The 21,708-nt window shown below is 57.2% G+C and carries 16 protein-coding genes and 1 tRNA gene; 3 read left to right on the top strand and 14 right to left on the bottom strand.

Annotated elements, in window-relative coordinates; all coding sequences use genetic code 11:
- Positions 1 to 68: 68 nt before the first annotated feature.
- The 7 genes from ACSEXW_RS11995 to ACSEXW_RS11965 all read right to left on the bottom strand — a co-directional run bounded on the left by ACSEXW_RS11995 (position 69) and on the right by ACSEXW_RS11965 (position 7,643).
- A complete protein-coding gene (locus tag ACSEXW_RS11995) occupies positions 69 to 1,298 on the bottom strand; it encodes an IS256 family transposase (RefSeq protein WP_438446377.1) in 1,230 nt (409 codons plus the stop codon).
- A 561-nt stretch (positions 1,299 to 1,859) separates the two neighbouring features.
- Positions 1,860 to 2,282 carry a hypothetical protein gene (locus ACSEXW_RS11990; RefSeq protein ID WP_438446376.1) on the bottom strand — a complete coding sequence of 141 codons (423 nt, stop codon included), beginning with the start codon at positions 2,280 to 2,282 and terminating at the stop codon, positions 1,860 to 1,862.
- A gap of 172 nt (positions 2,283 to 2,454) precedes the next feature.
- Positions 2,455 to 2,718 (bottom strand): YolD-like family protein, encoded by a 264-nt coding sequence (locus tag ACSEXW_RS11985; protein ID WP_438446375.1) that lies wholly within the window; start codon positions 2,716 to 2,718, stop codon positions 2,455 to 2,457.
- A gap of 263 nt (positions 2,719 to 2,981) precedes the next feature.
- Positions 2,982 to 3,054 (bottom strand) — tRNA-Val (locus ACSEXW_RS11980).
- Positions 3,055 to 3,134: 80 nt separating this feature from the next.
- Positions 3,135 to 4,523, bottom strand: a complete 1,389-nt coding sequence (locus tag ACSEXW_RS11975; protein ID WP_438446374.1) for a Na+/H+ antiporter NhaC family protein — start codon at positions 4,521 to 4,523, stop codon at positions 3,135 to 3,137.
- 15 nt (positions 4,524 to 4,538) lie between these two features.
- Complete coding sequence (locus tag ACSEXW_RS11970; protein WP_438446373.1) at positions 4,539 to 5,381, bottom strand: alpha/beta hydrolase family protein; 843 nt, start codon at positions 5,379 to 5,381, stop codon at positions 4,539 to 4,541.
- Positions 5,382 to 5,501: 120 nt separating this feature from the next.
- A complete protein-coding gene (locus tag ACSEXW_RS11965; protein ID WP_438446372.1) occupies positions 5,502 to 7,643 on the bottom strand; it encodes a heavy metal translocating P-type ATPase in 2,142 nt (713 codons plus the stop codon).
- Between the two features lie 48 nt (positions 7,644 to 7,691).
- Here ACSEXW_RS11965 and ACSEXW_RS11960 point away from each other — a divergent pair, with 48 nt between their 5' ends.
- The gene (locus ACSEXW_RS11960; RefSeq protein ID WP_438446371.1) at positions 7,692 to 8,006 is read left to right on the top strand and encodes a hypothetical protein; all 315 of its coding nucleotides are present in this window, start codon (positions 7,692 to 7,694) and stop codon (positions 8,004 to 8,006) included.
- Between the two features lie 138 nt (positions 8,007 to 8,144).
- Here the strand turns inward: ACSEXW_RS11960 and ACSEXW_RS11955 are convergent, their stop codons facing one another.
- Both ACSEXW_RS11955 and ACSEXW_RS11950 read right to left on the bottom strand, forming a co-directional pair.
- Positions 8,145 to 8,528 (bottom strand): ArsR/SmtB family transcription factor, encoded by a 384-nt coding sequence (locus ACSEXW_RS11955; RefSeq protein WP_438446370.1) that lies wholly within the window; start codon positions 8,526 to 8,528, stop codon positions 8,145 to 8,147.
- 71 nt (positions 8,529 to 8,599) lie between these two features.
- Complete coding sequence (locus tag ACSEXW_RS11950) at positions 8,600 to 8,875, bottom strand: hypothetical protein (protein WP_438446369.1); 276 nt, start codon at positions 8,873 to 8,875, stop codon at positions 8,600 to 8,602.
- Between the two features lie 72 nt (positions 8,876 to 8,947).
- On the opposite strand from ACSEXW_RS11950, the gene ACSEXW_RS11945 reads away from it, so the two are divergent.
- Positions 8,948 to 9,916 carry a hypothetical protein gene (locus ACSEXW_RS11945; protein ID WP_438446368.1) on the top strand — a complete coding sequence of 323 codons (969 nt, stop codon included), beginning with the start codon at positions 8,948 to 8,950 and terminating at the stop codon, positions 9,914 to 9,916.
- On the opposite strand, the gene ACSEXW_RS11940 is transcribed toward ACSEXW_RS11945, so the two are convergent.
- The 4 genes from ACSEXW_RS11940 to ACSEXW_RS11925 form a co-directional block, all read right to left on the bottom strand.
- Complete coding sequence (locus ACSEXW_RS11940) at positions 9,878 to 10,969, bottom strand: GerAB/ArcD/ProY family transporter (RefSeq protein WP_438446367.1); 1,092 nt, start codon at positions 10,967 to 10,969, stop codon at positions 9,878 to 9,880. The genes ACSEXW_RS11945 and ACSEXW_RS11940 overlap by 39 nt on opposite strands.
- Positions 10,959 to 12,149 (bottom strand): Ger(x)C family spore germination protein, encoded by a 1,191-nt coding sequence (locus ACSEXW_RS11935; protein ID WP_438446366.1) that lies wholly within the window; start codon positions 12,147 to 12,149, stop codon positions 10,959 to 10,961. The genes ACSEXW_RS11940 and ACSEXW_RS11935 overlap by 11 nt, the downstream gene beginning before the upstream one ends.
- On the bottom strand, positions 12,124 to 13,698 hold the full coding sequence (locus tag ACSEXW_RS11930; protein WP_438446365.1) for a spore germination protein: 1,575 nt from the start codon (positions 13,696 to 13,698) through the stop codon (positions 12,124 to 12,126). The genes ACSEXW_RS11935 and ACSEXW_RS11930 overlap by 26 nt, the downstream gene beginning before the upstream one ends.
- Positions 13,699 to 13,943: 245 nt before the next feature.
- On the bottom strand, positions 13,944 to 14,759 hold the full coding sequence (locus ACSEXW_RS11925) for a LysM peptidoglycan-binding domain-containing protein (RefSeq protein ID WP_438446364.1): 816 nt from the start codon (positions 14,757 to 14,759) through the stop codon (positions 13,944 to 13,946).
- Positions 14,760 to 15,016: 257 nt separating this feature from the next.
- On the opposite strand from ACSEXW_RS11925, the gene ACSEXW_RS11920 reads away from it, so the two are divergent.
- Complete coding sequence (locus ACSEXW_RS11920) at positions 15,017 to 15,475, top strand: hypothetical protein (RefSeq protein WP_438446363.1); 459 nt, start codon at positions 15,017 to 15,019, stop codon at positions 15,473 to 15,475.
- Positions 15,476 to 15,581: 106 nt separating this feature from the next.
- On the opposite strand, the gene ACSEXW_RS11915 is transcribed toward ACSEXW_RS11920, so the two are convergent.
- On the bottom strand, positions 15,582 to 21,635 hold the full coding sequence (locus ACSEXW_RS11915; RefSeq protein ID WP_438446362.1) for a sugar-binding protein: 6,054 nt from the start codon (positions 21,633 to 21,635) through the stop codon (positions 15,582 to 15,584).
- Between the last annotated feature and the right edge of the window lie 73 nt (positions 21,636 to 21,708).

Raw genomic sequence — 21,708 nt, 5'->3', positions numbered from 1 at the left:
GGGTCTGTCAAGAATTTTGTGTAAGCTCATTTATAGGGAACTCCCCCGGGGAGGGGGAGTTGGCCTGTCTACCGTAAATGTTGACCGACCCGATCAGGAAAAAAGACCGACAGCTGCAACAGCATTTGTCCCCAGTTCTGAACCCGTCCCGTCCATTTCCGAACCACATCCATGGTGGAAAGATAGAGCATCTTCAACAACGCTTCGTCGGAGGGGAAGATGCTTTTTCCTTTGGTGACTTTGCGGAGCTGGCGATGGTAACTCTCAATGATGTTGGTCGTGTAGATGAGCTTGCGAATCTCCGGAGGGTATTTGAAGAACGTGGCAAGCTCGTCCCAGTTGTTACGCCAGGAGCGGATAATAAGTGGGTACTTGCTTCCCCAGGTCTCTTCAAAACGATCCAACTCGACCAAGGCTGCCTCTTCTGTAGCGGCTTTGTAGATCGGCTTCAAGTCTGCCGTAACCTTCTTCAGGTCCTTGTAGGACACGTATCGCGTAGAGTTTCGGATCTGGTGGATGATGCACTTCTGGATTTCGGTTTTCGGATAGCAGGCGGAAATCGCTTGAGAGAATCCGGTCAAGTTGTCCACACAGGTGATAAGGATGTCTTGTACGCCGCGATTCTTGAGGTCATTAAGGACGCTCAGCCAGAACTTGGCCGACTCATTCTCGCCGATCCACATGCCAAGCACGTCCTTGTTCCCGTCTAGATCAATACCGATGACCATGTAGGCCGCCTTGTTCACAATCGCTCCGTCCTGTTTGACCTTAAAGTGAATGGCATCCAGGAATACAACGGCATACACGCCTTGCAGCGGGCGGTTCTGCCACTCCTTGATCAGGGGCACGATCTTGTTGGTCACGTTTGAGATCATCGTAGGAGAGACGTCGATGCCGTAGAGCCGGTTCAGATGATCCTGGATGTCGCGTGTGCTCACACCCTTAGCGTACATGGCGATAATTTGGTCTTCGATGCCCGTCACATTCGACTGATGCTTCTTCACAATCATAGGCTCAAACTCGCCGTTACGGTCACGCGGAACTTGGATCTCCATCTCACCGTATTCACTGGTTACCGTCTTCTTTGTTTTACCGTTGCGGCTGTTGGCGGTCGCCTTGTTCTTCACATCGTGCTTTTCGTATCCGAGTTCCGTATCGAGCTCGGCCTCCAGCATGGACTGAAGCGTTTCCGCAAACAATTCCTTTAGTGCAGACTGCACGTCATCCATGGTCTTCAGGTTGTTTTCTTTGACGAATGCTTTCACCTGTTCCTTGCTAAACCGTGCCACTTGTGTCATCCTCTCAAACCGACCTTTCTTTCTTCTAGTTTACTAGATTTGGTTTTGAGAGTTTACACAAAATATTTTACAGACTCGGGGCCACTTCTAGGAGTTTTACAATACGCAAAAGATCCTAAAATAAATATACACAAAAAGGGCAAAATACCTTGTTTGAAAAAGTCTTTCATTATTTTAATCCCCTTCACTTTATAGCTTCAAATACTTTTAATATTCCTGAAGGATCTATTAAGATTTCATATAACTTTTGATTCATATGTTACCTCTTCGGAAAGCCCTTCTTTCTGCATACGGAACACATTGTATACATACCTTAATAAGCTTGACTTGAGTCTTATAGTATATGCGCGGTTCCCGGCCTGACTGACAACAAACTGTGCATTTAGATGAAAATAGCCATGTAAACAATCTGTTGTTTCCAATTTCATTTTCCAAATAGGCTCCTGAACAATTCAATTGTTTCTTCTCTATAAGTTGTCGACAAATAAGCAGCATTGATAACTGTTATGGTGGTAGCCAACAACAAGAGAGAACGTCCAAAAGAAAATCCCCCATCCTTTATTATTTCTTTGCAATTACATCCAATAAACGAATAATTTCTCCAAAGCCAATAAGCATAAAGCCTGAAAATAAACCAGATACGATATAGATGATACTAAGAGTTATATTATCTGAACCGAAGAATCCTACAAGTAATGATATGACTATGGAAATATAGCCAAACATATTGATGATTTGCGCAACCACATTGTTTTTTTCAGAAACTTCATTTGCTTTGGCTCCATTTTCAATTCTAATATACTTTTGTTGTTCAGCGTTCCACTTATACGAACCTTCTTCAACATCAACAGATTGTATAAACGGCTTTTCACCTGTTCGAACAAGTTCTTCCAAGTGCTTTATTGAAGCTCGTTCCCTCGTCATCTTGTCGGTAACTGACCATTCATCTTTGTCTCGGGCAATATAGAGTTTAGCAGCAGCCATATTATATAAACCTTCCAATCAGCGACGATATTCACCAAAATTTGTATAGGTACATTTTACCATGAATGTGTCTGTTTGATAAGACTTTGGAAGCAAAGAAAAAGTCTGCCGCGAAGGCAGACCACTAAAATAAAGCCATCATTTATCTGCCCTACTATCTACTATGGAATGTCTAATAACAATATATCACTTGTACGTTAAGTAGATCATCGAAATTAACCCATAACCCCCCATCGATGGTATCAATTTTTAGTCGCCTAAATGCCTTGTCCAGTTGTGTGAAGGTTCCAGTAAAGGTGATATCACCATCGGTCGAATAGAGCGTAATATGGACTTCTATGGAGCTAAACATGGCTACTGCAATTGTACGAATTAGTTCGTGCTTATGCTGAGGAGTAAGTGATGGTTTATAATGGGTTATTTGTTGAGGAATCATATAGGATCAACTCCAATATAGGAACGTTTGTTCTATATATTATCATATGGAGGATTTAAAGCAAACAAAAAACCATCCTCTGAGAGAATGGCTTTACAATTTGCTCTATAATAAATGTTTCATTACGGAAACATTGTTGCAGAGAAATTCCCCCCCCCTGTCTTGCCCCCCGATTTATTTTATGTGGGCATAAGAGCGAAATAGGATATAAATACAAAAGAAAAACCCTTTTAAATCCAAGGGTTTTCCGAGATTGAACAGTATGATCTGCAGTGGGCTCGAACCACTGACCCCCACCCTGTCAAGATGGTGCTCTCCCAGCTGAGCTAGCAGATCGTATTCAGTTGGCTGCTCCCTTAAGGAGCGGCGACAAAATGAATAATATCAATTTTTGCCGCCGCTGTCAACCGGGAGGGTTATTTTTCTGACGGATTACGGGACTTGACGAACGAATAAATAATCGTCAGGATCGGCAGACTCCAGAGAAATGCCGCATATGGAATATAATCCGCCGCCGGAATGCCGAGGATGGTGCCACATAGGATCGCGAGCATGTTCCAAGGCACCAGTCCTGGCAGAACCAGACTGGTATCGGCTACAGTTCGAGCCAGCTCGCCGGCCGGCATCCTCCTGGTCCAAGAGGGGGCTAACGTCCGTCCCGACATCATAATGGGCAGGGTTTGCGTACAAGAGACCAAGCCCAGCCCCAGGCCGAAGAGCCCCGTTCGCAGTGTAGCCGAAGGAAGGGATGACTTCTCCCCGATGATCCGCTCCGCATAAGGGCGAATCAGCCCCAGCTCCTCCAGAATCCCATTGAATGCTCCAGCCAAGCCGATCAGCATCATCAGCTCCAGCATCCCGGCCACGCCCTTGCTGTGAATGGTGGGAATCGCCGGGGACGCATAGCCGCTCCAGAGAAACCGGGGCCATGACGCCGGTTCCACCTGCTGAACCGTCATTCCGATTACGACTGCGGCTGCGATGGAGATCAGGAACGCATACTTGATCCGCAGCCGGAAGACATTGGAGAGAGCCAACAACACCGGCGGCACTGCCAAGATTGGATGAAACCGGAATACTGCGTCATAGCCCGTACTCCAACCGGTTCCCGGAGAACCGCTCCAATGTCCGCTCACATCCTGCCACACGAAAAAAAGGATGGCCGCCGCCACGCCGACCACTGTAGTCGGAGCAAGCGCTCTGCCCAGCTGCCGGACCGTCAGCCCTGTGGACGAGGCGACCAGCTGATGCGCGCTGGAGAAGGGCGAGGCCCGGTCTCCGACGAACGCACCGGATACGACAGCCCCCGCAACCAATGGAAGCGGAACGTGAAGCACGGCCGCCATCCCCATCAGAGGGATCCCCGCCGAGCTCATAGTCCCGGTCGAGGTACCCAGAATCATGGAGATGCAGGCGCACAATAGAAAGCTGCCCGTCGCGAAAATAGACGGCTCCATAAGTCGGAGCCCTAGATCAATCATATACGGGATGGTGCCGCTGGCCATCCACGTCGGGATCACCATGCCTACCAAGAGGAGGATCCACAGCACCTCCTTGGTTCGTTTGAATCCGTTCCACGCCGTAATCCACAAGACCTCCGATGAGATCCCCTTGCGCAGGCAGCCGAGCCACAGAGCTGCGAAGCCCAGCGAAAAACCGGCCGCCAATGGCAATCCCCATGCGTAGGCGGCAGCCAATCCGGCGATGACGAAGCCGATCACCACCGATAATTCCCCAATAGCGAAGGGCACTTCCGGATGTCCCTTCGGCTGTCCCTCCGACAACGTACCGTTTTCTTGTCCCATGCGGTCTCCTCTACTTTACGAATCGCTCCAATCCTCCAACCATAATGCCGTCAACCGAATCGCTTCCAAAAAAGCATCCGTATCCCCAGCATACGGATGCACCGTATTAAACCGGTGGTCCCCTTCCGGAACCAAGTGCCAGTGGAGCTTGGGCTGGGCTTCCACCAACCGGGCGGAGCCTTTCAGATGATGGGCGGAATCCTTTTCCCCTTGAATGAGGACGGCCGGGACCCGGAGCCCCGGTATCCTCCCGATCAGATCGAACCGCTCCCGGTTCGCATCCATATCCTCCAGAATGACCCGGTCCAGCGGCATGTCCTGGCCGGTGCGGGCATTCCGGGTATAAGCCCTGCCGGTCTCGCGCATCGCCTTTTTCTCATCATCCGAATAGACGTCGAGGCGGGAGATGCCGTTCCAGCTGATCACTCCGTCCACCAGCTCCGGATGGTCCAGAGCGAAGAGCAGGACCCCGCCTCCCCCTTTGCTATGACCCAACAAAAAGACCGGACGGTTTGCCGGCTGACGTCCGCTCTCGACAGGCAGTCTGCCTTCGCGGACAGCCTTGACGACTTGCTGAAGGTCCTCCTGCTCGGCCGAAAACGTGTTCCGGGCAAACTGCTCCAGCTCCGTGAATTCCACCAAGCTGTCCCCCACGCCGTTCAGGCTGAAATTTAGGAGCACGACGTCCCAGCGGTCCGACAGCAGCTGGCCGATCCGGGGAAACATGCCGTAATCCTTGAAGCCCTTGTATCCATGGCAAACGATGACTGTGCCCCGTGGCTCCTCCGCACCGTACCAGTCTCCCCGGATGACCCGGTCGCCCTCCAGCAGAATCCGAAACGCTTGTTTTCTCTCCACTGTTCCCGTCCTCCTCCCAATGAATGAATGGATCTTATTCCAACCGTATGTACACGCACAAAACCTCCTGCGCCGGCCTCCAGATTCGAAGCGGCGAGGAGGTGATGACTACATTATAGGTTACTTGGATCGGCGGAGCAATCGCATCCCGTTCAGCGTGACTGCAACGGCTGCGCCGGTATCGGCCAGGACAGCCAGCCACAGGGTGGTCCAGCCCGGAAGGATGGCAGCCAGGAACACGGCTTTGATCAAGAGGGAAAAGCCGATGTTCTGCCGGATGATGCGGAGCGCCCGGCGGGATAAGCCGACGGCGTAGGGCAGCTGGGACAGATCGTCCCGCATGAGCGCCACATCGGCGGTCTCGAGCGCCGCATCGGAGCCGGCGGCGCCCATGGCGATGCCGAGGTCCGCCGCGGCCAAGGCGGGAGCATCGTTGATGCCGTCGCCTACCATGGCGACGGTGCCATGCTCTGCGCGCAGCGCCCGGATCCGGTCCAGCTTCTCCTCGGGAAGCAGCCCCGCTTCCCAGGTCAAGGACCGGCCGGCGTTCCCCAGCGCGCGTACGACGGCTTCGGCGGCCCCCGCGTGGTCGCCGGTCAGCATGTGCAAGCGCCGGACGCCGAGCGCATCCAGCTCGGCCAGCGCTTGCGCCGACGCCGGCCGGACCGGGTCGGCGAAGGTGATCCAGCCGAGCACGGCATCCTCCGTGCCGGCGAGAAGATACGGGCGGCCCTCCCGGTCCAGGGCCGCCAACGCTTCCGCGAGGGGCTCGAGGCTGACGCCGAGCCGCTCGCGGAACAGCCGCGGGCTGCCGGCATACACCTGCCGGCCCCCCGCGCTGGCGGACGCCCCCATTCCGGGATACACCCGGAATGACCCGGCGTCCGCCGAAACCGCGGCTGCGCCGCCCCGCGCCTCCGCATAGCGGAGCACCGCGCGGGCCAACGGGTGCGCGGAGCCCAGCTCCACCGCAACGGCCGTGCGGAGCACCTCCGCCTCGTCCGCCCCGCTGCCGGGAGCAGCGCGCACCTGAAGCACCTCCGGCACTCCTGAGGTCAGGGTGCCGGTCTTATCCAACGCCACGGCTCGAAGTCCGCCGAGCCGCTCCAGATGGGCGCCGCCCTTGATCAGCACGCCGCGTCGGGCGGCATGGGCGATAGCGGCGGCGATCGCAACGGGTGTACTGATGACCAACGCGCACGGGCAGGCGACTACCAGCAAGGTCAACGCCCGGTAGAACCAAGGCTCAAAGGCAGCTCCACCGACAAGCGGCGGCAGGACCGCAACCAGGAGCGCCAGCACCAGAACGGCAGGCGTATATATTTTCGAGAAGCGGTCCACGAAGCGTTGGGAGGGTGCTTTTTGGGCTTCCGCTTCCTCGATGAGTGCCAGGATTCGTGCCAGCGTATGATCGCGGGCTAAGCGGGTGACCTCAATTGTAAGCGTGCCCTCCCCGTTCACGGTTCCGGCATAGACGGTGTCGCCCGTTGTCTTGTCCACCGGCACAGATTCTCCCGTAATTGGAGCCTGATTCACGGCGGACAGGCCGTCCAGCACCTGGCCGTCCATCGGAATCCGCTCTCCCGGCAGCACCCGAATCTGGTCTCCGACCAGAAGAGCGCCGACCGGAACCGTCTCCATCCCGCCGTCCCGCACCATGTGAGCCTCTTCCGGAGCCAGCGCCATCAAGCTGTTCACCTGACGCCGGGTTCGGTCCATCGTGTACGCCTCCAGCATCTCGCCTAAGGAGAAGAGAACAATCACCGCCGCCCCTTCGCTCCATTGCCCGATCAGAGCCGCGCCGATGGCGGACACAGTCATAAGAAGCTCCATTCCGACGGTGCGGGAGCGCAGCCCGGTGATGCCGGTGTAGGCAATTCTCCATCCGCCGACAGCCATGGCCGCCAGGTAGAAGAGGGTGGTAAGGCCGAATCCGGACTCCTCCCCATTCCCGATGAGCCAGCCGCATAACAGAGCCAGACCATACAGAAGCGCGGACCAAACCGTCGGCTGCACTTTGGGGTTGCCGCGCCAGAAGGATTCGGGCAGTGCGGTTCGGGAGGAACCGGAGACGGCCTCCTCTCCGCTGTATCCGGCTTGCCGGATTGCCCGGATGAGGGATGCTGCGGCCCCCCCATATACCAGGGTCATGGTGCCTTGGGTGAAATTCACCCGAACGTCGGTAACGCCATCCAATGCGCCGATTCTCTTCTCGAGATGACGGGCGCAGTCCGCACAATCCATGCCGCGAACACGGAACAACCGGCGGCCGCCGGTTGCACGATCGTCCAGAACGTTCTCTCTATTCGTTTGATGACTGTTACCTCCCCCGCTCCCACTCTCGCACCCGCAGCCGCAAGCGGCACTTTCTTCCTCGGCTTCACCTGCACGCTCATCCCTGCACCCGCAGCTGCAGGCGTCTTCCGCTTCTTCGGCTTCACCTACTCGCTCTTCTCCACTCTCGCACCCGCACCCACAGGCAGCTCCCACTTCATCGGCTTCACCTGCACGCTCACTCTCGCACCCGCAGCCGCAAGCGGCACTTGCTTCCTTGTCTTCACCCGCATGCCTATGGCCGGGCTCATGTTCATGCGCCGCACCATGCGTTCCTTGCTGAACGACTAGGCTCTTCTTCATGGGATCTCCCCCTAATCCATTAACATATGAACACCCATTCATATATAGTATGCCTTGATTGTACCGGAGGATCCCTCTCCGGTCAATCCCATTTTCGCAAGAAATGACCAGGACAAGAGGGGATTCCTACTTATGCGCAATATGATGAAGGCCTTGGAGGAACAGTCCTTCGATATGCTGATCATCGATGGAGTAGTACATCATCTTCCCTTCCTTGCGCCGCTTGACGATACGTAAATTCCGCAGCACCCGGAGCTGATGGGATACGGCTGATTGCTGCATGCCGAGGACGTCGCACAGATCGCAAACGCACAGCTCCCGGTTCAGCAGCGAATGGATAATCCGAAGCCGGGTCGGCTCGGACAACGCCTTGAACAGCTCTGCCAGCTCCGCGATCTGCTCTGGAGCCGCTGCTCTTTCACGGGCTTCCTGAACGGCATCGGCATGGACACAATCCGTCTCGCACCGGTCCAATGCCTCCAAGCTCTCCACTCCGATTGGCTCTATCATCCGAATTCCCCTTTCTGCGGTCAATATGTCGGTGGTTCTTCTGTCTATTCTAAACAAAGGCACGCTTTTTGTCACGGCTCCATCGTCCAGCTTTTTCCGTGTTTGACCGACGCCGTACGAGTACAACCTGAATAGAAGAAAGCCTGCCCGAAAAGGAGGAAGCTGCCATTCAACCGCTGCGCCGATTCCTTGCCCCGGTCCCTCTTATTCTGCTTCTTGCCGCTGTTCTGCTTCGGCCTGTATCTGTCGCTGCCAAGCCAGTGCCCCCGGAGACCGAAGCTAATCTTACGCTGCGTACTTCCGTTCAAGCCGAATACCGTTCCGGCGTTCAGATCCGTTCGCGCCATTGGCACAATTGGCTCCAGAGGCTGGAGCCTGTACCAGCCCCGCCTGCATCTGTACCTTACTCCTATGTGGAGATGACGGTCGGCGCGGACTCGGCCAAGACCCGATACCAATGGCTGAACCGGGAGGAACTGCTCATTCCGGTTGACTCCGGGAGTCTGCGGTCAGACCGCGACCATGCTTACAAGCCTCCCCGCAAAATGATCCGGGAGCTTCACCATCTGACCTCCGCCCTGGAAAAAAGCCATTACGGTCAACCGCTGGACTGGTCTGCAGCTAACAAGCGATTTCCCAAAGGGACGGTCCTGACCATTACGGATATCGAATCCGGCCTCCGATTCCGGGGACAGCGCCGGGCCGGCTCCGCCCACGCGGATGTCCAGCCGCTTACCAAGGAGGATTCGGCCGTTATGAAACGGATCTACGGCGGCCGTTGGAGCTGGGACCGCAAGGCGGTTCTGCTGGATTCTCCCGATGGGCCCGTAGCCGCCTCCATGCACGGCATGCCCCATGGGGGAGACGGCATACCGGGAAACGATTTCCACGGACACTTCTGCATCCACTTCCTGGGTTCGGTCACCCATGGCTCCGGCTCCATGGACCCCGCCCACCAAGCCATGGTGCACAAAGCTGCGGGACGATTGGAGGAATATCAACGGGGTCTGTCTTTTGACGGGCTCGTCGATCTGTTCGTCGTGGCTTCGAACCACAAGGATCCGCATTTGTTGGGCATCCTGCTGGCGCCTGATTCCCCTGAGACGGCTCTATTAACCAAGGAATGGCTCGACAGCCGCTTGACAGTCCGCAAGATTGATGACCCTAAGGCAAGCTCTCCGGAACCGGAGGCTCTGACCGGCAGGCTGTCCGTCCGGCTGAACGTCTGGAAGCAGGGAGGCCGTTCCCAGGCGATCACTTATGTCTGGAAGCTGGTCCGCTCCTCACCGGAACGGCCGTGGTCCATTCAATCCATCGATCCGGAGCCGGTAATCGATTCGCTTTTTGGCTCAAGTCCCGCGGTTGGATCTCTTGGAAAACGTCCATAAGCCCATGGCCAGAATGACGACGCCTGCGGCTCCACCATACGGGTATAGGCGCCGCAAAAAAACGAGGAGCTCCGAATAGTCGCTGAACGTGGTATGAGACACCGCGAGCAGAACGGCTCCCAGGAGAAGATTCACGGGCTTGTGGCTCGGTAAGGAGAACCATTGTGCCACAGCCGTGCTGGAGGCATAATGCAGCAGGGCCAGACGAAGAAGAGCGGATACGGTCATGATCGTAAGGCCGTAGATGTCGAACCTTTCGATGAATCCCACATTGATGAGGCGGACGGTGCTCTCCACCGGAAAGGCCAGCTCCCGAGCCTGCTCCTCGCCGAAGATGACCACAGGTCCAACCGTTGTGGAGGGGAGGATGATCATGGCAGCCGCGAATAAGATCATATACATGCGGGTGTGGGAGAAGGACCGGGGCCCCTCTCTTTTGACATGAACCATCAGAAGGACGAGCATCTCGCCGAACACTGCCAGCACCAGAAGCATCACCGGAAGCACCGGCGCCATCCCGTGTCTCAGCACCGGGGTCAGCTTGGTATAATCCTTCATATGATGCAGCGCAAGGGATACGAGCAGCCCGGACACGATATTATAGAGGAGCACCCATTCGCAGACCCTCGCGATGACCTCGATGCCGTGATGAACCAGGTACAGCAGCACCAGCGTGAAGGTTCCCGTGATCACCCACAAGGGCCGTTCAACGAAAAAGACCGACCCGACAAATACGCCGGTTCCATACAGGGTAATAACGGACAAAGCGAACATGTAGGCGATATAAGGCAGAGTGGCCAGCCTTCCCACGGTTGGCCCCCAACGGAGAATGGCCCATTCCACCAGCGTTCTTCCATACAGCCGCTCCTGCAGACGGCCCATCGCGGCGAACAGGACACCTCCTGCCGCGAAGCCCGCCAGTATGCCCACCCATGCATCCCGTCCGGCCCAGTCGAGATAAACGGGAACAAGAAAGAAGTGCCCCATGATCAGGAGCAGCGGCAGTGCCAGGTAGAAGATTTGGCGGGTGGAAACCGCCGTCTTATCCGTCATTACCCGTTCCCTCCCCGGAGTTGGAATGCAGCAAGCCGAGTTTGCCGATGTTAGCCTGGACGGTAACCCGAACCGGTACCGCTGCGAAGATGTCCGGCCATTGCTCCGCATGCTCCAGCCAATAATCCGGATAGCTTCTCTCCACCATCCGTCCGATCCCCAGCACATCCGCTTTCCACTGCTTTTGGGTAATGGCGAGGGCCTCCTCGATTTCCATCCGGATCCGTTCCTCCGCCTGCTGCTGCATCCGGGCTATCCCGGGAGGCTCGGTTGACGGTCCTCCCATTATTTCTCCTACGGCCAATTTGACCCGAACCGAGATGTCCAACGATAACCGGTCACCGGACAGCTGGGGCCGTATTTCAGCCCGGTTCCTCCCGGTGATTTCCAAGGCAGCCTTCCCCGTCTCTTCACCGGGCCTTGATCCTTGAAAAGGCAGCACGAGCACACCTCCTCGCACCTCCTCCCGCACCCAGAGGATGCCCCGCGTCTCCTTTGCTTCCAGATACCCTGCCGTGCGGCCCCCTCGGACTACGGCCGCGCCTTCGATAACCGGCAGGATCCGGTCCCGGTCCTTAACCGGCTTCAACAGGGAAGCCATGGCGGTCTGCCCCGGCCGCAATAGCATTTCATTCCATTCGTATAAGGTCACGACGGGCGATTGGGATAGCTGTGTCTGGTTCTTGATCTGCTTCTCGACCACCAGAGCAGGAAGTTCCGGCGATTCCGTACTTAAGTGAAGGATCTCCTCCGCGGAGACGGTGGAGAAGACGATATAAGGATTGGGCTGAATTTCGTTGTTGCGGTTGAAAAAATCCATCAGCGGCTTCAAATCCTGCTCCCCCGCGGAAGGGCCAATGACAATGACCTTGATGTAGGTCCACAGCGGTCGGTTGCCGTTGCTTCGGATGAAGGTCCTTGCCGCTTCGAACAAGGTTTCGCCCTCGGCTGTGAATACCGGCGCCTGCTCCTCGGTTTTCTTCGCCTGCTTGTCGCTTCCGATCAGACCCAGCGTGACGCGGATATCCCCGTTCTCCTTGCGGTCGATACCGACCATAGAGACGAGAGAACGCTCGTTCAGCTCGGGAGTGATGCAGCCGCCAAGAGGCAGTAGTAGTACAATACCCCACACGGCCAGGATCAGCCGGACTCCTTTACTTGCGAACGCGTCGCGGGCCACCGGCCATCCCTCCTTCTTGCTGGCGGGTCGAACGCTCCGGCTGCAGCGATACCGGACGGCGCCAGAGCATCCAGAGGGGCAGGCGCAGGATGGTATCCTTCCAATCCGGCCATCTCATGGGGAACAATGGAGCCGAGTAGGGCACCCCGAAGGACCGGAGTGTGGCCAGATGAGTCACCACCAGCATTCCGCATAGAAGCATGCCATAGATTCCAAGAGCAGCACCGGCGACGGCAAAGCAGATGCGGAGGATGCTGATGGGCTCCACCAGCGTGTGGATGAGGAAGGTGGATACCCCGGCGAACGCCACCACCACTACGACCGGCAGCCCTACCAATCCGGCTTCCACCGCCGCCTGCCCCAGGATCAGGGCCCCGACGATGCTCACCGCTTGTCCGATGGGCTTCGGCATCCGGATACCCGCTTCACGTATGACCTCGAATACGAGGATCATCAGCAGCACCTCCAGATAGAGCTGGAACGGCATGCCTTCTCTCGCTTTGGCCAGACTCACCAGGAGCGAATACGGAATGAGAATGGGATGATGATATTGGATGGCCAGGAACAGCCCCGGGAGCATGATTGTGGTGAAAAAGCTTAAGATCCGCAAAAGCCGGATCATACTCGCATAATAGGGCCGGGAGTAATAATCCTCCGACACTTGAAAATGGCTGATTAAGAGATCCGGCATCGTAAGAACGATCGGGGTCCCGTCCACGAAGACCGCAACCCTTCCTTCGAGGATACGGGCAGCCGCAATATCGGGCTTCTCCGTATTGGCGATGGTAGGGAACAGGGAGAATGGCGCATCCTCGATATACTGCTCAATGTAACCCGACTCCAGAATGGCATCGGTCCGGATGGCCCGGATTCTGCGCCGGACCTCCTTCACTACCCCATCGTTCACGATCCCCTCCAAGTACACCAGAACCACTCGGGTTCTCGTCATGTACCCGATCCGGAGCTGCTCCGACCGGAGCTTCGGATGGTTGATCCGCTTGCGCAGCAAGGATAGATTCGTCTCCAGATCCTCGACGAAGGAATCGCGCGGTCCGCGGATGACCGTCTCCGTAAGCGGCTGCTGGATGCTGCGGCCCTTCCAGGATTCCGCGCCGATTACGAGCGCCGTGTCTTCTCCTTCCACGAACAGAGCGGCGCAGCCTTGCAGGATGGCGTTCACAATCCGGTGCAGGTCCGCCTCCTCGCTCAAGTTAGAAACCGTCAGCACCGATTCTTGCAGATGGGCCAACAGCCGCGAATGGGATCCTGCGGTTTCCACCCGCATGAGAGGCGCCAGGACGTGTTCGTTCAGCAGCTTCTTGTCCACGATGCCGGACAACGAAACCAATAGAGCCGGCAGCCCGCCCTCGCCTCCGATAAGAAGCCTCCGGTACAGAAGTCCCTCCGGCTTGCCGAGAAGCTCCTCCAGCAGCCGATGATTCGCGGTCAGGTCCCCAGCCACGGGGATCGGCTTCTCCGGTGCGCCTGCCGGATCCTCTTCCGGCGAAGGCGGCTCCAGATGAGATAATACTTGAGTTTTCCACACCATGAGCTTGGCCTTCCGGGTTAATCTGCGAAGTATGGTTCATCCCCCCCTTAACGTGTTGCAGGTATCCTTAATATGGTCTCGAGTGCCAAAGATTTATACGACGTCGGCATCGGAAAAGGGGGGATTAATCTAAATTTGATATTCAATAATTGTTGGTTCCTACTTTAATTTTGTATTTATAACATTTATTAACTTTGTTCTATTGAAGAAGCCTCCGCCGTTTGGTTCCACGGCGAAGGCTCGGATTACGAAAGGGTAAAATAGACTTGCTCTTGAACTAGATCGATGATGCTTCCATCCCGCGCGCTTCGGGCGTACACCCACAGCACGCCGCTGTTTGCCGTTGGCTGCCGGTCGAACTGAATGGCGGTAGAGAAGCTTCCGTACGCCGGAGCACCGGCGGATGTCATCAGCGTCTTCTCCTCGGTCACCACCGTTTGCTCCCGATCCACCAATCGGTATTGGATAACGGCCTCGAACGCCCGGGCGATTCCTTCCAAGGCTTGCCCCGGCCGGATCGTGGCTCCGGGCAGCGGCCGGAACACCAGGATGTTGGCGGAGGACGGCAGGGGTACGATGAGGCGGTAGCCGGACAGGATCAGGTCCGGCGAGAAGCCCGGCCGCCCCTGATTGGCACGGACCAGCTCGGAGAGCGGGATCCCCAGCTTTTGGGAGATGGAGAAGAGGCTTTCCCCTTCCTCCACCGCATAGATGACTGCCGGAACGATTAGCGGCACGCCGGGGTAGATCACTCCCGGATTCTGGATCAACGGATTAAGGCCGACCAGCATCTCCGGCACCGCCGAGAACCGGAGTCCGATGGTATACAGGCTATCCCCGGGATAGATGATATAGGACACTTGATTCCGCTGGTTCAACCCAACCTCCGATACCACCAGCACCTGGCCCGGATAGATGACACCCCGCTCCGCGAATGGCGGGTACAACGCATTGATCTGCTCCAACAGCTCCACCTTGCTGCCGCTCCGGCTTGCAATGGTGTACAACGTATCGCCTGGCCGCACGGTATAGACCGTATGGACACCGTTCAATATGGGCACACCCACACCCCTCCCCATCTCACTTCCCTATTAGAAGCATATACGGGGATAAGGCGAATTTTGCCTGTTGGGCCGAAATAAATCCGTCCCGACCTCCAACACCTCTGTCGAACCCGGCCGGGTCAATACGAAGGGTGATAAGCTGGGAGAACGCTCTGCGGACGTGGAAATTTTTAGGTATTTACATTGCATCATTCGTCCAAGCGTAACCCACCGGAGGACCCATATACTGTATCATCTCAAATGGAGGTGATCAAATGACGATACAATTCTTGGACTCCAGAGTTTCCATGCACCGCAATATCGGCGGAGGAACGGAGGTTCTGACCGAGATTCCGGTCATGTACGGTGACATCGGGCTTCAAACCGCAGCAGCAGTTGGGACGGTTAATGAAGGGGATGTCCGGGTAGAGCTATGGGGGACAGTCGGCGTTACAGGCTTGGCTCCGGATTCGGTCATTATATATCTTCAGCGGGGAGGTTCCTCCGTATTCGGCTCCGGAGTTATCTTCTTTTCGGCTGTATACAACCTGATCGACGGACCCAACATTACCCTCATTTCCTTCCATGCGGCTGATTTCCCGCCTGCGCTCTTCGTACAGAACCGTGAGATCCGGTATACGATGTTTGTTGCAGCCACCGGCCCGACACCCGTGACCCTGACCGGACCAGTGACCTTTAGCGGATTGGCTCAAGCCGGAACGACCACTTCCTAACGCAAGCACCATAATCCGCCCGCACCGTCATATCGACGGGTGCCGGGCGGATTTTTTATCGTCTGTCCAGTCGGTTGGATGAGAATTGGTATTGAACGGACTCTCGTTATTTCAGCGAAATACGGGAGGCGACGAACACCAGGTCCGGAATACCGATGGAGCCATCATGATCGAAATCCGCTTTCTTCGCGGCATCCCAATCGGAATTGGCGGTGGTTTTGCCGAAGCAGGCGACAACCATAGCCAGATCACCGATGCTGACGACTCCATCTTCGTTCATATCCCCGGCGATTGTGGTGATGATGGCATCCCGGAACGATTGAACGGCCGCACCCAAGGCCGCAACCGCCGCATCCACGGTACTCTGCGCGGCCCATTCATCGGCGGCCACAGCTTGAGCCGCAACGATCGCTTGAGCCAGTGCCGTCTTAGCGCCGGCCGGCACCCGGCCGATGGCTTCTCCCTCCTGCGTCGCATCATGCAGCACCTGAGCCTGGCCGATCAAGGTCAAAAGCTCCGCCCGGTTCGTGAAAACGATGGTTACGCGGTGCTCCGCATTCGTGTCTGCCTGCTGCTCCTGACCTGTCCCGCCTGCTAGAATGGCTTTGGACACCGTAAATATCGCCGTTCCATGGGCAGTCCCGGAGTGGACCTTCCAGTTCAACCGGAACAAACTTCCCGCCGCCGTTACCGCTTGGTCCGGGCCTTCGGAGGCGGCTACAAGCTTAACCGTGCCCGGCACATCCGTAGACGTTCGCCAGATTCCCACCCCTTCCTTCAGGGCTTCGGCGGATACGAATTCCACCAAGGCCGGATCATATTGCACCGTGAATTGTGAAGCATACACACTGCCGGTAACATTGGAGAGCCCGAGGTCCACATGGAAGGCACGACCGGGCAACGCCTGAGCATCCCCGACCAGCATAACGGCGGAAGCCGCCCCCAGAGTCGTCACATGCAGAGGATCGCTGAGTGGCGAGACATTACCCGCTGCGTCCTTCGCCGCCACTCGGAACTCATAGGCGGTATTCGGCAGCAGGCCGTAAACGGAGTAGGTCACGGATGTTACGGTCCCGGCCAGGATCGAACCATTGTAAACGTCATATCCGGTCACACCCATATTGTCCGTCGAAGGATGCCAGGTTAAGTCCACGGAAGTCATGGCCTTCGAGAGTGAGGTCAAGTTGGCCGGAGCGGTGGGGGCCACGGTATCCGCCGACTGCTTGCTTCCCGACAGCAGCAGCTCGCCGAAGGAGGAGGTGTTGGACCAGTTGTCTCCGGTGCCGGCCCACATGATCTGGCTGTCACGCCCGTTGCCAGTATCCTCGTCGTTGACTGCCACATCGAAGCCGATCAGCATTCCTTCAGCCGGAGTCAAACCCAGGGAGACCCAGGGGATTGCCAGCTCTATGCTGTATCCGCCAGGGATTGCCGACCACGCATGCAGAACTCCGCTCTTCAGCCCCCTTGATTCGAACAGGTCGCTGTCATTCCAGCCCTTGATGAATTGCCGGTCGAAGCTGTCGTAGACGCTGCCCTGGTTATGGTTGCCGTCCAGATACACCTCCACCGAATCATCCAAATACGGCTCATTGGAATTGTTGAACAGCTCCGCGTCGGTTACCTTGGCGCCGACATAGAGGTATTGATCATCCCACAGCACCCCGAATTCCGCCGAGTTGTTGGCCGTCCCGCTGATGGTTTTGCCCACCTGCTTCGCCATGGTCCATTCCGCTTCGTCCAGTTTGCCGTCCACGGTCAGGACGGCCGTCGTCTTAGCGGTCGGAAGCAGCACGTAAGAAGCATCCGTCGTCACTTGAACCGGGTTGCTGGAAGCGGAGACGTTTCCTGCCCCATCCTTGGACTTCACGGTGAAGGTATAGGCCTTGCCCGGCTTCAAGCCTGTGACTTGATAGGAAGCCGTGTCCGAAGTACCGGCAAGCGTCTCGCCGTTATAGATCTCATATTGCGTCACACCTACGTTATCCGTAGATGCCGTCCAGACCAGGTTGACCGACTTGTCGGTATGCGACGGCGAAGTCAGGCCGGCCGGCGCCGTCGGGGCTTGCGTATCTCCGGTTACCGCCTGAGATAGCACCAAGCTGCCGAAGCCGGATGTATCCGAACCGTTATTGGCTGTGCCGGCCCAGACCAGACGGCCTTGCGGACCCATTCCGAATTCGTCATCATTCACGCCCACATCGAATCCGACAGTCATTCCGGCTGTCGGCACGATGCCGAAGGTGCTCCAGGGAATGGCCAGCTCCACACTGTATCCGCCTTGGATCGAAGCCCCACCGTGCAGGACGCCGTCCAGCCTCCACTTCTTCTCGAACAGCGTGGGATCGTACCAGCCCTTGATATAGAGCCGGTCGGAGCCATCGTATACGGTGCCCCGGTTATGGTTGCCGTCGATATAGATCTCAACGGAATCGTCGTCTCCCGGATACGAAGAATCGTTGGCCAAGGAACCGTCCAGCACCTTCACCCCGACATACAGATACTGCTGATCCCACAGCACGCCGAATGTAGCGGTGTTGTCCGAGGTGCCGACTGCCGTCTTCTTGATCTGCTTCGCCATGGACCATACCGTCTCATTCAAGGCTCCGTCAACCGTAATGGGGGACATGGTTTTCTTCGCCTCGACTAGGTAGCTCGTCGTCGTCACCTCCAGCAGCGGGCTGGACGGTGATACGTTGCCAACGGCATCCACCGCTTTGACACTGTAGGTATAGGCCGTACCCGGCGTCAGACCGGTGACCGTGTAAGCATACGTGGACGACGTGACGGTTCCCAGGAGGGCCGGACCGCTGTATACCTCATACTTCACGACTCCGATATTGTCCGTTGCGGGGTTCCAAGCAAGCTCCACCGAGTTCTCGGTGACCGACGCCGCTTTCACTCCCGTCGGCGCCGCAGGCGGTGTGAAGTCCCGGTCCCGGATGACCTTCACATTATCGAAGTCCACTCCGATCTTCAAGGTGAACAAGCCGGCTTTGCCCGGGGGCAGGGGCGTGGCGTCAATCGCCGATAGCTCCTTAATGCCATCCACATAGAACTCGAGGGCTCCGTTGTTCAGCACGGCAGTGAAGGTATAATATTCACCGACGGACATCGTATAATTCCTCGAAGCCAGTACGGTGTATTTCCCGTTCAAGATCCGGGTGATCTCCAGCTTGCCGGCACGGTTATAGAATACATAATAGTTGTTTGGATCCTGATAGCGGGCTACGAGACCCGCTCCCAGATCGACGTCCGACCAATTCAGACGAACCTTCGACTCCACAATGTAATTGCCGTATGAGCTGTCGTCGATGGTGCTGAAGGAGTTCGAATTGAAATAATCCGATTGCGTGTAATGGGCGGTACCGTTGGTGGAAGAGACCCACCAGTTCCCGCCCTTGGGGGTCCAGCCTTCCGCCTTGCCGTCCTGGAAGTCGTCGCTGAACGCCAAGGTTCCCGGAGCCGTCGAGGTAGTCACGGTGACCGTTGCCGGCGCGGATGTGCTGTCCGCTGCATCCTTGGAACGGACGGAGATGGAATACGCTCTGTCGGGCAAGAGTCCTGTCAAGGTAAAGGAGGTGCCGGCCGCAGACCCGACCAGCTTGGTGCCCGAATAGATGTTGTAGCCCGTCACCCGGTCGGGATTGGCCGGTGGGCTCCAGCTTAAGCTGATGCTGGTGCGGTCCGCCGAAGAAACCGTCAGGTTGGTCGGCGGAGCGACGGAGGGCGCTGTCTTGATGACGAGCGGAAGGCTGTCGGCGGAGACATTGCCCGCCCCGTCCTTCGCCCGAACGGTGAAGGTATAGCTGGTGCCGGGTGTAAGCCCCTTGACGGTATAGGTGGTGTTGGTCGGCGAGACCGTCGTTCCGGCAAGGGTGCCTCCTTTGTAGATCTCATACCCGGCTACCCCTGTATTGTCGGTTGACGGGGTCCAGCTCAAGGTGGCGGCTGTGGCCGTTACCGAGGAAGAAGTCAGGTTCCCCGGCACACTGGGAGCCGCCGTATCGGGCTCCTCACTCATCAGGGTGTCCCCATAGAACACGCCGGTTCCGTTGGTGCCGATGTAGACCCGGCCCCATACCTGACGGTCACCCTCCATGGTGTTAGGCTCATTGCCTGCCGTCGGATTGGGCAGGTCGATCTTCACCCAGGTCGCTCCCATGTCATCAGACCGGAAGATGCCTTTGACGTTATCCACAATCCCGTATACGAAGACGGTCGGGTTGCTCTTCCCCAGCTTGTTCTTCCCGAAGGCAAATAGCTTAGCCTGCTGAACATTGGACAGCTTCGCCCACTTGCCGCCGGAGTCGCTGGAGCGGAACAGCCCGCCTGACTCCATGCCGACCCATACCTCTCCCGCCATGCCCGGAGCCGCCTTGACGCTGTAGAAAGGCTGGCTCCCCGTGGATACGGGCAGGGTGGAAGCAACCGACCAAGTGGCGCCGCCGTCGGTGCTGCGGTAGAAGGATGCCGAATACCGGTCCATCAGATAGAAGGTATCGCTGTTCACCCGGTCAGAGGCCAGCGGCTGGTGCCAGGTCCAGAAGTCGTTCACCAGCCCCGTCGGTGCCCCAGTGCCGGCGATCCAGCTTTGGCCCCGGTCCGTGGAATACTGGGGGCTGCCGTACTGCGGAAGCCAAACGATGGTCTCGCTGCCCGCCGATACGGCAATGCGGCCTCCGATTCCCGGAGGCTGGCTGAAGGCTTGCCAGTTGACCCCATTGTCGGTGCTATAGCTGCCGCCGCCCGTATAATTGTAGCGGGTGGTGCCCACCCGGGCGACGAAGTTCGGATTGCTCTCTTGGAAGTCGATGGAGACCGTATCTCCAAGATCGGGATTGGAGAAGTTCACCGCCGGGAAGGTGTCCAGCGATGCATGCCGCATGCCGTCCACGTCCGCGTGGCCGCTGAAGAGCTTTGCCCCGATGGGAGTGCTGCGCAGCGCGAAGGTGACCACTTCCTCGTGCCCCTTCTCATGGGTGTACCACTGGGAGGGGGTGGCCGTAATGTCGTCCGTGGACCAGGTGCCGAAGAAGTCCGTGAACCAGACCCGCTTCGGTTTCACGGGATCGATGGTCAAGCTGGAGACGTTGGCCGCGAACCAGTTCCCCGTCCACCAGGGAACGTCCGGATGTTTATTGTAGCTGAGCGGCGTCCAGGTAGCGCCACCGTCAACCGAACGGTAGATGGCGTTCGGGTATTTGGACCAATCCGGAGCGGAAGCCATGACGACGGCCGGATTGGTCGGGTCAACGGTTATCCCGTTATACCCGGCCGCCTTGGGCGGGGTGATGTTGGTCCATACTCCATCCTTGAATTTCGCTACCCCTTGGGAGTGGCTGACATACAGGGTGCCGTCGGAGGCGGTCACCGCCCGGTTGGGCTGTGTGGGGCTGCCGTTCATGAGCCCCCAGCTTGCTCCTCCGTCCGTGCTCCGGTACATTCCGCTGTCCCGGACTCCGACATAGATGGTCTGGGTCGGACTCCCCTTCGTTCCCGTCCTCTTATCGAACACGACCAAATCCAGTCCGATCGGACTCGTCCCGACGGTTGGAAACGCTTCCACCCGCTTCCAGGAGCCAGGACTGGAAGCCGCCGTGCTCCTCCACAAGCCGTCAAAACGAGTGGCCATATAGAGGATATTCCCGTCATTCGGGTCAACAGCCAGCCGCTCTCCCATATCCCGCGCTTCGCCGTTAGCCTTCATCAGAGGCGTGAAGCTGCTTTTGGCCCAGGTGGCGCCCCGGTCCGTGGATTTCAGAATATCCGAAGGAGACCAAGGATACTTGCCTGCCGCCAAGTAAACCAAGTCGGGATTCGACGGATCGAGTGCTACGCTGTCGATCCCGTACAGATTGGCTTCCTCCTGGGGGAACGAGTTCATGAGCTGAATCCATCTCTGTCCGGCCGGGTACCACCGGTAGGCGCCGCCTACGTCCGTTCGGATATAGACCAGATCCGGCTCCGTCGGGTGGATCGCCATGCCGATGACGAAGCCGCCTCCCCCGATGCTTACATTATCCCACTTATAGGCTTCCGGAGCGGCGGCTCGGGCAGCAGGCGCCTCTGCGAAAGCCGCCGCTAGGATAAAAGCCAGAACCAACAGCACGAGAGCACCCCTCGGCTTCCATAACGAAGAAGATCTAACGAAACCCATCGTTTTCCCTCCTAAGAGTTTTGTGCTTGCCATCGGTAGGCGAAGGAGAATCAAAGCTTTCATCGTAAGCAGG

Source organism: Oryzibacillus soli, from assembly GCF_051594765.1.
Lineage (GTDB): Bacteria > Bacillota > Bacilli > Paenibacillales > NBRC-103111 > Paenibacillus_AR.
This window is presented reverse-complemented; position numbering and strand designations above follow the sequence as displayed.